This window comes from Pseudoalteromonas sp. CNAT2-18.1, assembly GCF_022347865.1.
Lineage (GTDB): Bacteria > Pseudomonadota > Gammaproteobacteria > Enterobacterales > Alteromonadaceae > Pseudoalteromonas > Pseudoalteromonas ruthenica.
Genome location: NZ_JAKRFR010000004.1, coordinates 264,312 through 276,667 on the forward strand (window position 1 = coordinate 264,312; position 12,356 = coordinate 276,667).

The window sequence follows — 12,356 nt, forward strand, 5'->3', positions numbered from 1 at the left end:
GACATGTTAAAGAAGACTTTTATAACGCTTGTGGCGTTAGTACTCAGTGCCTGTGCCCAGGTTCCTCCAGAAAAAGAGGATCCGCGCGATCCGCTACAAAGCCTGAACCGACCATTGTATGACTTTAATATGGATGTGTTGGATGCTTACATTTTGCGTCCAGTTGCAGTGGGTTATGTGGAAGTAACACCAGCGCCTGTTCGTCGTTCGGTGGTGAACTTTACCGACAATATTAGCGCGCCAACCGATGCTATTAACGCAGCACTGCAAGGCAAAGCGGATCACACCGGCATAAGTATTGCGCGCTTTTTAGTCAATACCACAGTAGGTATAGGGGGATTATTTGACGTGGCTTCATCCCTTGGGTTGGAGTATGTTGATGAGGACTTTGGTCAAACCTTAGGGGTTTGGGGAGTAGGTGATGGAGCCTATGTGATGATCCCAGGAATGGGGCCGAGCACCGCACGTAACGTAACCGGCGATATTGTTGATAATGTGGTATTGCCTGAAATCGCTCTGACCACACCGCAAACTATTTTAGTGTTTGCTTTGAAGGCCGTGGAGGCGCGAGCTTCATTGATCCCCCAAGAGAGCTTGCTAAATGAATCGCTGGACCCTTATACCTTTATGAAAGATATATACTACCAGCGCCAGTTGTATGAGCTACATGACGGTAATCCGCCTATAGAGGAAGAGCCTGAAGCGCAAGACTACGATGATGACTTTTTGGAGAACCTCTAGTCGATTAGCGCAAACAGCGAATAATAAAAAAGCCGGCAATTCGCCGGCTTTTTCAATTATTACATAATGGCTTGCATTTGCTCGTTAGCCCAATGAATTGCCTCATGGTAGGCATCGGGCACTTTGTTGGCATCCAGTTTCATTTCTTCTACTGTTGCGTTAGCTTGTTGCCACTGGGCGTGCTCATAATATTTTACCAAGGTGATATAGCCCGCAAGTACGCCTTCGTTGTCGCGCAGCGCCGCTTTTATATCATTGGCCAAAGGCAAACGTTCAACAACCGCTGCCATATCTTGGTCTAAAATCGCGTCTAACAGAGACATCATGCCGGTTAAGAATGCACGTCCTGGGTCACCTGCATTTTGGTGCTGCTCTGCTAATACCTCGGCAAAACGGGCGCGGGTAAGGGATAAACGCATCAGTTCGGCAGGTTTGTCTGAAGACAGTTGCGCGGTGAACAGCAGCGATAAAAACTTTTTAATCTCTTTGGCACCGAGCACTACGAGCGCTTGCTTAATGGTGGATACCTCAGCGCGGCGTTTAAACATGGCGGAATTGGAATAGCGCAACAACTTGTAAGAGAGGTTAACGTCGCGCTCAAACACTTTAGTGACTTTTTCCAAATCCATTTCACTGGTTGATGTTTCGTATAGCAACTCGGCAAGCGTCAACTCCGAGGGCGGCAATGCCTTACTTTGTACCATCTCAGGCTTAGAGAAGAAGAAGCCTTGGAAGTAGCTAAAACCAAGGTCGAGCGCGTGCTGATACTGCTCATAAGTTTCTACCTTCTCAGCCAACAGCTTGATGTTGTCAAAGCCTTTAATCGCCGCGACCACTTCTTGTATTTCTTGTTCGTTGGTTTCCAAGTAATCGATTTTAATAATATCGATAAAAGGGAAGAAGTGACGCCAGACGTTTTGATGTTTATAGTCATCAAGGGCAATGGTATAGCCTTGCTCTTTCAGGTCTTGTACCAGGGCTAGCAGACGTTTGCCAGGTTGCACGGTCTCGAGTATTTCAACGACAATTTCGTCAGTGCCCATCATGGTGGCATACCCTTTACTGAGCGTTTCCAGAGTAAAGTTGATATAAGCCGGCTTATTGTCGGTTAGCTCTTCAAGGCCAAAGGTAAACTGACTTCCTTCGATAAGCTTAGAGGTGGCTTCATCACCATTAATTTGTGGGAACACATTGGCTAAGCCATCGCGGAACAACAGTTCGTAGCCGACCAGTGTTTTCTCTCTATCCAGAATGGGCTGACGCGCAGCGTAAAAATTCATTTATTGGCACTTCCAAAAATACGTTGCTAATTGCTTAACAATATATGAAAAATCTAGGTTGTTTTCATTAATAATTATACTTTTTTGTGAGCTAAGTGCGCAAATGTGACGTTGAAACCATCATATGTATCAAATATTTAATACATAAGTATGGATATCGCACTAATTGGAGTTGCGGGTCAGGGCCATGCTATAGTGGTGTGAGCGTACGTTGTGATAAAACTACACTGCAACGTCGTTAGGGTATGCTGACCTTTGCTGCAAAAACAGGCAGCAAAGGTCAACGCGCCTAAGTAATAATAACAACATTCTTCGCCCAATCTGTGCTTCGTGCGGCTTTTGGGGTGAAGCTCAGCGCTAAGTTGGAGGCTAAATTGGAAGTAGGTACGATAATTTCTCTTGCTCTGTATTTCATCGTTATGCTCGGCATCGGTCTGTATGCATACAAGAAATCAACGGATGATGTATCAGGGTACATGTTAGGTGGGCGTAATCTTAGACCCAGTGTAGCAGCGCTTTCTGCAGGTGCTTCTGACATGAGCGGTTGGATATTGATGGGCTTGCCTGGCGCTATGTTCTTAACTGGCTTTAGTGCTACCTGGATTGCCATAGGATTGGTGATCGGTGCTTGGGCTAACTACCTATTAGTGGCGCCGCGCTTACGTGTGTATACCGAGCGGGCCAATGATGCGATAACCATTCCTGATTACTTTGCTAACCGTTTTAACGATTCCAAAAATGCGCTGCGCGTGGTGTCGGCGGTGGTGATCATCGTGTTTTTCACCTTATATACCTCTTCAGGCGTTGTCGCTGGCGGTAAGCTGTTTGAAAGCTCGTTCGGTTTATCCTATGAAATGGGCTTATATGTGACCACCGGCGTGGTCGTATTGTATACCTTATTTGGCGGCTTTTTAGCTGTGAGCCTAACTGACTTTGTGCAAGGCTGCATTATGTTCTTAGCGCTCATTATCGTGCCTTTTGTTACCTATACCTTACTTGAGCAGCCTCTACCTGCCACGCTTGAACAGGTAAATCCGGATATGCTTGAGTGGGTGGGGACCGGCTCAGTACTAGGAATTATTTCGGCTATGGCGTGGGGTCTGGGTTACTTCGGTCAGCCCCATATCATCGTACGCTTTATGTCAGTTCGTGGTTTGAAAGATATTCGCGTTATGCGCCGTATTGGTATGTCGTGGATGATTGTTGCTGCGGTAGGTGCAGTGGCAACAGGTTTATGCGGTGCTGCTTATAGCTATGAGAAAGGTATTACCGTTGAAGATGCGGAAACCATTTTCCTCATTTTATCTCAATTGCTATTCCACCCACTGGTGGCCGGATTCTTATTAGCAGCTATCTTAGCGGCTATCATGAGTACCATTTCCTCGCAGCTATTAGTGAGTTCCAGCTCGCTGACAGAAGACTTCTACAAGATTTATATCAAACGTGATGCCTCAGAAAAAGAGCTTGTGCTCGTGGGTCGCATCAGCGTGCTACTGGTTGCACTGTGTGCCATCTACCTTGCATATGACCGCGATAGCTCGATTTTATCGTTGGTGAGTAACGCTTGGGCCGGTTTTGGTGCGGCGTTCGGTCCGCTAGTATTATTTAGCTTGTATTGGCGCCGTATGAACCTTCCAGGCGCGCTTGCAGGTATGATTGTTGGTGCGGCTACAGTGCTATTCTGGATTTACGCGCCTGTTACGATTGATGGCCAGTCACTAAGCGACTGGATGTATGAAATCGTCCCAGGCTTTATTCTTGCGAGTATCGCTATTGTTGCAGTATCGCTGGCGACTAAAGAGCCCAGCGAAGCACTGACAGATACCTTTGATAAGGTTGAGGCAGAGCTGCAAGAAGGCTAATCCCTGAGAATTAGAGATAGTAAAAGGCCACCCTTAGCGGGTGGCCTTTTTTGTGTCTTTGAGCTGTCCTAAGTAGCGTTGAGGGTATTTAGTAACAGCAACCCTAGTTCGCTAATTCCAACGCAGTGATTGGTTTATCCGTGCCTGGTATTCATCCACTGGCGCTTGCGCCATAGCCACCAGTATGGCGTCTCCTTGAGGGAAGTGTGAAACGCGTCCAGCGAAGCGCTGATCATTAAAATGAACATCACCGAGATAATCGTTCGCAGAGGGGACGATAAATACCGTCATCGGCCCGAAATCCGATTGAAAAACTAGGTGTAAACCTTTTTGCCCTTTGAAATTACAGTAACGAGCGTAGGTGATAGCCCCAGGTAACTCATCAAGGTGGCCGCCAAGTTCAGAGAGTCGTAAATTGACCTCATCCAAGGCTATTTCCTCATTTACGCTCAGTGCGTCAATTTCATGATAAACATGTGCCAAGGCGTGCTCACCAATCGATAACGTTGGCGACATCAGGTGATACAACACCCCAGTAAAGGCGATAACCACAGACGCAGCTATGGCGATATACCACGGCGTTTTTGGTTTAGTCTGCTTCGCTGCGGGGTTATTGCCCGAGCGTTGATCGCTTTGCTCCCCCATGGTTTGGTTAAAAATAATTTTATCAGCCAAATTATCGGGTACAGGTACCTGCATCGCCTCAACAAGCTCTTTATCAAGCTGTTTTAACTCATTAACTAATTGTTTGCGCTCAGGACTTTGCTCTGCAAACTCAAGCACGTCCTTGTCTTTGGTGTTTGGATGAGCAAAAAGGCGCCGGCGAAATTCTAATTCATCCATTTGGAGCCCCTTTCATAGGTTCAGTGGTTCGAGTGAGTGCGCTTTTTAGCTGATTTCTAGCTCGATATAAGCGCGTCATAACCGTGTTTTTGTTTAAGCCGAGGATTTGCGCAATTTCATCGCCGCTGCAGCCACCAATCACTTGTAGGATTAACGGTTCACGGTATTCTTGCGCAAGCTCCATAATACGTCGTTGGACAACGGTCATTTCCATTTCGTCATCTAAAGAAGTGCTGCGTTCGTCGCAGAGGGTGTCTTGTTCGACATCACTGTAATCAAACTGCTTGCGTTCAAAGCGGCGAGCATTTTCTCGTCGCAAAATAGTAAACAGCCACGACTTAGCAGCGTTCTGATCGACTAATGAATCTAATGAACGCCATGCTCGTAAAAAAGTTTCTTGGACCAGGTCTTCAGCCACACTAGGGTCTTTGCAAAGCCAATAGGCAAAGCGATAGAGCTCTTTGTGGTATACCTGCACCAGCGCCTCATAGCGCTTTTGTTTATCTGCCATGCCCATTAAGACCTCCGACAGCAATAAAACATTTCACTTAACGGGAAATTTATTTGCTCAAGGCAATATTAAGCGCCTGCAGAGCAGGCGCTTAAAGACGGTTGCAGTGATTTGCAGTTGCCACTCGCAGTGAAGCGAACTAATGCCTTAATACAAGGAGTCTAGTTCAGTTTGTTGTTTTTGCTGCATGCTCACGGGTGTGTTAATACCTTGCGCAATCAAAGAGTAGTCAACCACTCTCTCGTCATGGCTATAGAGTTGCTGGCGCAACTTGGTAAGTTCTTGGCGAGCATTTTCAGGCCAATGGCTTTGCCATTGGTGAAGTGAGCTTTTGTTCGCTTTGGCATGCGCATCTAGGGCGCGATAGAGCTCCTGCGGGTTTTGCGCTTTAAGCGCGCGCTGCACAGCCTGCAAATTACCCTTTGCTGTTTTAGGCTGCGGTTTGGTGCTGGTCGGTGCTAAAGTCTGAGTACCTTGACGTTGCCACCACCACGCTGCCATAGTCAGTAGCCACAGCACATAACCTGGTATCGCCCATAGCAAGCTTACATCAGAGTGCGTGGGTGGCGCGCTAACATCGTTAGTTGAGGTGGCTTGCGGAGCATCACTAGGGGAGGGGGCGGCCGTGGTGCTGGCCTCGCCAATCACGGTAATGGTTTTTTCTGCTACTTTGGCTATCTGCGCGCGTCCTGTAACGGTATTAAACCAAGGCACCTCGATTGCTGGCAGCGTATAGGTGCCAGGCTGTTGTGGCACATAGGCAATGGATGTGGTGGTTTGAGCAATAATACGACCATCGCGAATAAGATGCGTGCGCTCGGATTGATCGGGGTAGCTGCGCACGTTTTCAAGGTTTGGGCTGGTTAAATCCGGCAGTTGCTCTTTGGTGGTATTCAAAGCCGTCAGTGTCAGCGTTCGAGTGATGGGGGTGCCCACCTGCACTTGTTCATCAGCGCCTTGCCACTGTTCACTTAAATCCACCAACTCACTTGGCAACCATGTGCCATTAATGCCTTCGGGCATGGGCTTCACATCAACCAATGTATTTGTGGCACTGGCACTGACTGCCATAGCACGGTAGTTTTTACGCACTTTGCCGTTTAAGCGTGGCGCTTGTAACTCAAAGGTGCCACTTTTTTGTGGTTGTACTAAGTAGTCGCGTTGAATTACCAGGTAGCGCCGCCCATCAATGACTTCTTGGCTCTCTCGCTGTTTGCCCATTTGCGTAATATTGGCGTTTTCCATACTCGGCGCGGCCAGTGAACCATCAATTAAATCAACACCTAAGTAAAGTTTGACGGTATAAACCCCGGCTTGCTGCACATACAGTGACTGCGGGGTGAGCTCGGTTTTAATAAAGGCGGTGCTATCGTCAAGACTGCTGTTGGCGTTGTTAACCACTTTTAGAGTGAATGGCTCTGAGCTCACGCCATTAATAGTAAACGCCGGGATTTCATAATTACCCGCTTCACGGGCCATCAGCTCGATTTGCCATGTAGATTGTCGGCTTACGGCACCATTGATAATACGTGTTTGGTTACTACGAGACATAGGGCCAACCACAAAGTCATCAAGCAGCGCTTGAGTATCGGGTTGGCTGTCATTGACCGTATCATCGGCTTTGATGGTTATAGCGAAATACTCACCGGCAAGCACAGGGTTTTTATCGACACTGGCGGTAAGCTTAGTGAGCGCCAAAACGGGCATTGCTAAGCAGGTGAGTGCGATGAAGAAGGCGGTTCTTACCATGATTTTTCAACTCCTTGTGGTAAGCGGCGATAACGTTGTCTTTTTCTTGATTCAAGTTGCATTTTATTGCGCAGCAGAATTTCCGGATCGTCAGGGATCTTGCGCAATAACTGATTCAACTGCTGGGCGCGCTCGCGCTCCTCAGGCGTCAGCTCACTGGCTTGTGCCGCCAGTTGTTGCTCTGTGCCCTGCTGATCACCTTGCTGTTGCTGCATTTGCTGAGCTTGTTGCTGTTGTTCAGCACTTTGCGCTTTATTGCCTTGTTGCTGCTCGCCATTTTGGCGTTGCTGCTGTTGCTGCGACTGTTCACTGTCGCTTTGTTTAGACTCAGACTCGGTAGGTTGTTGCCCACTCGATTCATCGTTTGCTTGGGCACTGTTTTGCGGATCATTGTTGTTTGCGTCGTTACGCTGACCGGCGCTTTGTTGTTGCCCTTGTTGTGACTGTTGTTGCTCACCTTGCTGCTGATTATCGTTGTCTTGCTCTGTTTGCTGCTTATTTTGTGAGGAATCTTGTTCGTTATTTCCTTGTTGTGATTCCTGTTGCTGTTTTTGGCGCATTTGTTCCACTAATGCTTTGTTCCGTGCAGCCGATTCGAGCTCAGGATTTTTTTCCAGCGCTTGCTGATAACGCTCAATTGCCTCATCAAGTTGCCCTAATTGCGCTAGGGCGTTGCCTTGGTTGTACAGCCCTTGCGCTGAATTGTCTGAAGCAAAGGCATCAAGAGCGCCTTGGTAATCCTGTTGTTGATATTTTGCTGCCCCGGCTATCAGCGGGTTTTCAGTTTGGCTGGCCTGATCATAGGCCTCGTTCTGATAAGCGGATAGGGCGTTTTGCTGTTCGTTGTTAAACCAGCTCTGCCACTGCGCCGCATAGGCCTTAGGTTGTGGCAGTAGCACCATAAAGGCGCACAGAACTAAAGCGCGACGGCCCATTAGCCATAACATTAACGGCACGATTAGCAGGGTTAAATAGATGCCGGCATCAATGCGCCATAAGGTCTGTTTATTGTCCTGTTGCAACTCTTGCTGCGGTTGCTCGGTGCTCTGCAGTACCGAGAGGTTTGCCGCACTTGCTTGATAGCGTAATAATTTTCCGTTGCCGGCTTGGGCCAAGCGCTGGAGACGTGAAAAGTCGGTGGTAGGGATAACGATTTGCCCGTACTGATCTTTAAGAAAACCCCCATCTGGCAAGTTAATCGGGGCACCCTCGGCAGTACCTATGGCATAAATATGTAAGCGATAGTCATGACTGGCGAGCCAATCACGGACATCCGCTTCTTCATCGGCATCTATGCCATCGCTCAGTAAGATCACATCGCCACGTGCATAGCCTGCTTGGCTGAGTAACTCTTGTGCCTGTGTCAGACCAGCAAGCACATTACTGCCTTGTCCGGGCATAATATCTGGGCTGAGACTGGGAATCAGATTGGTCAACGTCTGACTATCTGAGGTTAAGGGCGAAATTGTATAGGCATCATTGGCGTAAGCAACCAGCGCAGTTTCTCCTTCGGTGAACAAATCCACCATATCCAGAGCTTTATAGCGTGCTTGTTGCAGTCGGCTTGGGGCGATATCGGTGCTATACATTGAGCGCGACATATCCATGACTAACACCCGGGCCATTTTGCTTTGATAGACTGGCACCTCTTTTTTGCTAAAGCTTGGGCCGGCAATCGCCACTACCATCAAGGCCATAAGCAAAGTACTTAATACATGACTAGGTGCTCGCTTTTGCTGGCCTTGACTCAGGACCTGTGTTGCCAAGTGCGGAGCAATAAGTTGGCTATTGCTAGGTTGGCGTTTGCTCCCAGTGAGCCGCCAGAGCATGTACAAAGCCATCACTATCAGCAACCACAATGCATCGGGGCGAATAAACGTAAACTCGGTCATGCATCACCTACTACAGCTTGCTGCTTCAGTTGTCGCCATAAAGCAGCCAAAAATAACATCAATAAAGCGCCGCTTAGGGGCAGGTAAAACAAGGCATCCACTGGGCGGAATGTTTGCTCTTGCTCAGCTTGTGGCTCGAGCGCATCCAATTCTTTATAAATATTGGCCAAACTTTGGGTGTCTGTGGCGCGAAAATACTGACCGCCGGTCTGCTCTGCAATGGTTTTTAGCAGCGATTCGTCGAGCATGGCCCCAGAGCTGCCAAGCATAGAGAATAACCCGCCTTGGTTGCGGCCGTCTGCGCCCACACCCACGGTATAGACTTTGACGCCGGCGTCTTTGGCCAAAATAAGCGCCTCTTCGGGTTTCAGGTTACCAGCGGTGTTTTGGCCATCGGTGAGTAAGATCACTACCTTGTTTGATTGTGACTTTTCATTAAAGCGCTTCACCGACAGCCCAAGGGCATCACCAATGGCGGTGGCACGTCCTACTAAACCAATTTGTGATTCTTCGAGCATTTGCGCCACAGTGTCAACGTCGCGTGTTAGTGGCGTTTGTAAAAACGCGGTGTCGGCAAATAAAATAAGCCCCAGCTGATCGCCACGGCGTTGGCTAATAAACTCACTGAGCACCGCTTTAACGACACTAAGGCGGTCGACGAATCGCCCTTGATAAGCCATATCTTGCTCACGCATTGACCCAGATAAGTCCACCGCCAGCATAATGTCACGGCCTGGCTCTGAGAGGGTGATGGGTTCACCACGAAACACCGGATTGGCAGCGCTGGCTACAACAAGCGCCCAGACAATTGCGAGTAACCAGTGTGGCCACTTGCGGCTGGGCGTGACCTTGGTATTGGTCATTCCCATGTGTGCCAATGCGTGAATGCGCAGCATCAAGGTGCTATGGTGTTTTTGTTTGCCAGCGATGAGCGCAATAAGCCAAGGCAAAGGCAGCAGGGCAAAAGCCCAGGGCCAAGCAAATTCAAACATCGATGCGCTCCTTGGTTTTAAATTGCTTTATGGCTTGGTGCAGCTTGTTTTTTAGCTCATCGCTTACCGCTCTAGGCTGATATAACTGCTGCAACTCCCGGGCGTTAAAATCAATATCACTTAATAGAGTCAATACTTGGCTCCAGCGCTCGGCACTGAGCGCCGCTACACGCGTACCATAGTAATGTTTGCCTAACCGTTTGAGCAGTTGATGCAAACGGGCGGCATCTTGGCTCTGCGCCAAGCGCAGTGCTTCGCGTTTGGCGCGGTTATGGCGGCGTTGACGCACATACAGGGCCAGCGCCAATACCGCAGCAATTAACAGCACAGCAGCGATAATCCACCAGGCGGGGCCTGGCGGCCAAGCACTTACCTGGTCAGGGACCATGACATCGTCTAATTGAGAAAGGGGATTGCCTTGCATTTATGCACTCCGAAGCGAAAATTGTTGCTCAAGGGCACTGGCAGCGGAAATCTCCACCAGTGAGTGGCAATGGCGAGATAAACGCTGTAGGCGCTGCGAGTCAAATTGCTGTGCTTGGCGATGATAGCGGCGGCGAAATTGGGCATCATCCAGGGCCAAACTTATTTTACCCCGGCCGGTGTCAACGTTGATGGTGTCATTGAATTGTGGCAGTTGGCGCTCGAACGGGTCGCTAATGACACTGGCCACCACTTCACAATGGCGTGCCAGGTGCTGCAGTTGACGTTCTATGGATTCGCCGTATTCATCGTTGAGCTCAACAAAGTCACTGAGCAAATACACCACACTGCCTGGCTTGGCTAATTGGTTCATGCGTTGCAACTGGCTGAGCAGGTTCCCGGCGTGTACTTGCTCGCCAATGTCTGCATGCTGCATGTCTTGCATTGCATGAAGTACCCTCAATACCGCTTTATCACGGCTTTGTGGGCGAAACTCATGGTGCTGCTGTTCGTTAAATACTAAGGCGCCAAGTTTATCGCCGCGTTTACACGCCGACCAAGCCACCAGCGCAGCCACATGAGCTGCTTGCACCGATTTGAATACAAACTGTGAGCCAAACTGCATCGACGAGCTAAGATCGACCATTAGCAACACAGGGCGTTCTTTTTCCTCTTGAAAAAGCTTGGTGTGCGCTTCGCCAGTACGAGCGGTGACGCGCCAGTCGATACTGCGCACATCATCGCCTTGCTGGTAATGGCGCACCTCAGCAAACTCCATACCACGGCCTTTATGCGGGGCCAGATACTGACCACTTAGCGGGCTGCGTAAACGCTTTTGAACCGCCAAATCCAGCAGCTGGGTTTTGCTTTTATAATATGTCAGCTCTTTCAGTGACAGGCTATGACCATTGCTGTGCAGCTTTTCAAGCCAGTACGCCACCGAGTGAGTGGGGGCCTGATTGTTCATTAGGGCACAGCCACTCGCTCAAGAATGTGCTGCAGCACTTGGTCTTTGGTGATGCCATCGGCTTGCGCTTCATAACTTAAAATGATGCGATGGCGCAGCACGTTATGGAACACCGCTTGAATATCTTCGGGGCTGACAAAGTCACGACCCTCTAGCCAAGCATGGGCTCGCGCAGCACGGTCAAGGGCTATGGTGGCACGGGGGCTGGCACCATATTCTAGCCAGCTAGCGAGCTGGTCATCCAGTTGCTTGCCATCGCGAGTCGCCATAATGAGTTGCACTAGGTACTGCTCCAACGGCTCGGCTAAGTGCAAGGCTAATACTTCCTTGCGCGCGGCAAATAAATCCGCCTGGGTGAGCGGCTCAATACGGGCGTGTTCCCCCTCAAGTGCTTCGCCGCGCGTCAGCCGTAAAATGGCGAGCTCGGAGTCCGCATCGGGGTAGTCAATATTAAGGTGTAGTAGGAACCGGTCAAGCTGAGCTTCGGGCAGTGGGTAGGTGCCTTCCTGTTCGAGCGGATTTTGCGTCGCCATTACCATAAACAGCTGCTCTAGCGGATAGGTGTTTTTACCCACGGTAATTTGCCGCTCTGCCATGGCTTCTAATAATGCCGATTGCACTTTTGCTGGTGCCCGGTTTATTTCGTCGGCTAACACTAAGTTATGGAAAAGCGGGCCTGGCTCAAATACAAATTCGCTGGTTTGCTGACGATAGATATCGGTTCCAGTAACATCTGAGGGCAGTAGGTCAGGGGTGAACTGAATGCGTTGAAAACTCCCCTCCAACCCTTTGGCCAGCGCATTCACAGCTCGCGTTTTGGCAAGCCCAGGAGGCCCTTCCACCAATAAGTGACCATCAGCGAGAACAGCAATTAATAATGCTTGAGTCAAATGGGGTTGGCCGATAATTTCGCTATCGAGGTAGGTTTTTAATTGTGCAAACTTAGCAACTGCCATAAGTGTACGTATCCTTGCCGGCATAAATGAAACAGAGCAACCTAACAGGCGGAAGAACCCAGCCCTAGGTTGGCGCAACGCCCTTTAGGCACTGCACTGTTTAAAAAGTTCGATTGATTTTACTCACAATTACATAGTTT

Annotated in this window: 11 protein-coding genes; 2 read left to right on the top strand and 9 right to left on the bottom strand. The window is 49.2% G+C overall.

The window, feature by feature from the left end; translation table 11 throughout:
* Positions 1-3: 3 nt before the first annotated feature.
* Positions 4-741: a VacJ family lipoprotein gene (locus tag MHM94_RS10520; protein ID WP_045979859.1), complete on the top strand. Its 738-nt coding sequence runs from the start codon at positions 4-6 to the stop codon at positions 739-741.
* 59 nt (positions 742-800) lie between these two features.
* On the opposite strand, the gene MHM94_RS10525 is transcribed toward MHM94_RS10520, so the two are convergent.
* Positions 801-2,021 (bottom strand): HDOD domain-containing protein, encoded by a 1,221-nt coding sequence (locus MHM94_RS10525; RefSeq protein ID WP_022944761.1) that lies wholly within the window; start codon positions 2,019-2,021, stop codon positions 801-803.
* Between the two features lie 374 nt (positions 2,022-2,395).
* Between MHM94_RS10525 and putP the strand changes: the two genes are divergently transcribed.
* Positions 2,396-3,883 carry a sodium/proline symporter PutP gene (gene putP, locus MHM94_RS10530; protein ID WP_053911206.1) on the top strand — a complete coding sequence of 496 codons (1,488 nt, stop codon included), beginning with the start codon at positions 2,396-2,398 and terminating at the stop codon, positions 3,881-3,883.
* A 111-nt stretch (positions 3,884-3,994) separates the two neighbouring features.
* Here putP and MHM94_RS10535 read toward each other — a convergent pair whose 3' ends face one another.
* From MHM94_RS10535 to MHM94_RS10570, 8 genes are all read right to left on the bottom strand, one after another.
* A complete protein-coding gene (locus tag MHM94_RS10535; protein ID WP_045979857.1) occupies positions 3,995-4,726 on the bottom strand; it encodes a DUF3379 family protein in 732 nt (243 codons plus the stop codon).
* The gene (locus MHM94_RS10540; protein WP_257220993.1) at positions 4,719-5,243 is read right to left on the bottom strand and encodes a sigma-70 family RNA polymerase sigma factor; all 525 of its coding nucleotides are present in this window, start codon (positions 5,241-5,243) and stop codon (positions 4,719-4,721) included. Before MHM94_RS10540 ends, MHM94_RS10535 begins: the two co-directional genes overlap by 8 nt.
* Before the next feature lie 141 nt (positions 5,244-5,384).
* The gene (locus MHM94_RS10545) at positions 5,385-6,986 is read right to left on the bottom strand and encodes a BatD family protein (RefSeq protein WP_235419900.1); all 1,602 of its coding nucleotides are present in this window, start codon (positions 6,984-6,986) and stop codon (positions 5,385-5,387) included.
* The gene (locus MHM94_RS10550; RefSeq protein WP_235419901.1) at positions 6,980-8,878 is read right to left on the bottom strand and encodes a VWA domain-containing protein; all 1,899 of its coding nucleotides are present in this window, start codon (positions 8,876-8,878) and stop codon (positions 6,980-6,982) included. The genes MHM94_RS10545 and MHM94_RS10550 overlap by 7 nt, the downstream gene beginning before the upstream one ends.
* The gene (locus tag MHM94_RS10555) at positions 8,875-9,870 is read right to left on the bottom strand and encodes a VWA domain-containing protein (RefSeq protein WP_045979854.1); all 996 of its coding nucleotides are present in this window, start codon (positions 9,868-9,870) and stop codon (positions 8,875-8,877) included. The genes MHM94_RS10550 and MHM94_RS10555 overlap by 4 nt, the downstream gene beginning before the upstream one ends.
* Positions 9,863-10,294 (bottom strand): DUF4381 domain-containing protein, encoded by a 432-nt coding sequence (locus MHM94_RS10560; protein WP_235419902.1) that lies wholly within the window; start codon positions 10,292-10,294, stop codon positions 9,863-9,865. Before MHM94_RS10560 ends, MHM94_RS10555 begins: the two co-directional genes overlap by 8 nt.
* Positions 10,295-11,260 carry a DUF58 domain-containing protein gene (locus MHM94_RS10565; protein ID WP_235419903.1) on the bottom strand — a complete coding sequence of 322 codons (966 nt, stop codon included), beginning with the start codon at positions 11,258-11,260 and terminating at the stop codon, positions 10,295-10,297. It lies immediately after the preceding gene.
* Entirely contained in the window at positions 11,260-12,216 is a 957-nt protein-coding gene (locus MHM94_RS10570; RefSeq protein WP_022944752.1) for a MoxR family ATPase, read from the bottom strand. The genes MHM94_RS10565 and MHM94_RS10570 overlap by 1 nt, the downstream gene beginning before the upstream one ends.
* Between the last annotated feature and the right edge of the window lie 140 nt (positions 12,217-12,356).

Excerpts from the sequence above, each read along its gene's own strand:
- MHM94_RS10520 (WP_045979859.1), top strand. The coding sequence starts at position 4 with ATGTTAAAGAAGACTTTTATAACGCTTGTGGCGTTAGTACTCAGTGCC.
- MHM94_RS10525 (WP_022944761.1), bottom strand. The coding sequence starts at position 2,021 with ATGAATTTTTACGCTGCGCGTCAGCCCATTCTGGATAGAGAGAAAACA.
- MHM94_RS10535 (WP_045979857.1), bottom strand. The coding sequence starts at position 4,726 with ATGGATGAATTAGAATTTCGCCGGCGCCTTTTTGCTCATCCAAACACC.
- MHM94_RS10540 (WP_257220993.1), bottom strand. The coding sequence starts at position 5,243 with ATGGGCATGGCAGATAAACAAAAGCGCTATGAGGCGCTGGTGCAGGTA.
- MHM94_RS10545 (WP_235419900.1), bottom strand. The coding sequence starts at position 6,986 with ATGGTAAGAACCGCCTTCTTCATCGCACTCACCTGCTTAGCAATGCCC.
- MHM94_RS10550 (WP_235419901.1), bottom strand. The coding sequence starts at position 8,878 with ATGACCGAGTTTACGTTTATTCGCCCCGATGCATTGTGGTTGCTGATA.
- MHM94_RS10555 (WP_045979854.1), bottom strand. The coding sequence starts at position 9,870 with ATGTTTGAATTTGCTTGGCCCTGGGCTTTTGCCCTGCTGCCTTTGCCT.
- MHM94_RS10560 (WP_235419902.1), bottom strand. The coding sequence starts at position 10,294 with ATGCAAGGCAATCCCCTTTCTCAATTAGACGATGTCATGGTCCCTGAC.
- MHM94_RS10565 (WP_235419903.1), bottom strand. The coding sequence starts at position 11,260 with ATGAACAATCAGGCCCCCACTCACTCGGTGGCGTACTGGCTTGAAAAG.
- MHM94_RS10570 (WP_022944752.1), bottom strand. The coding sequence starts at position 12,216 with ATGGCAGTTGCTAAGTTTGCACAATTAAAAACCTACCTCGATAGCGAA.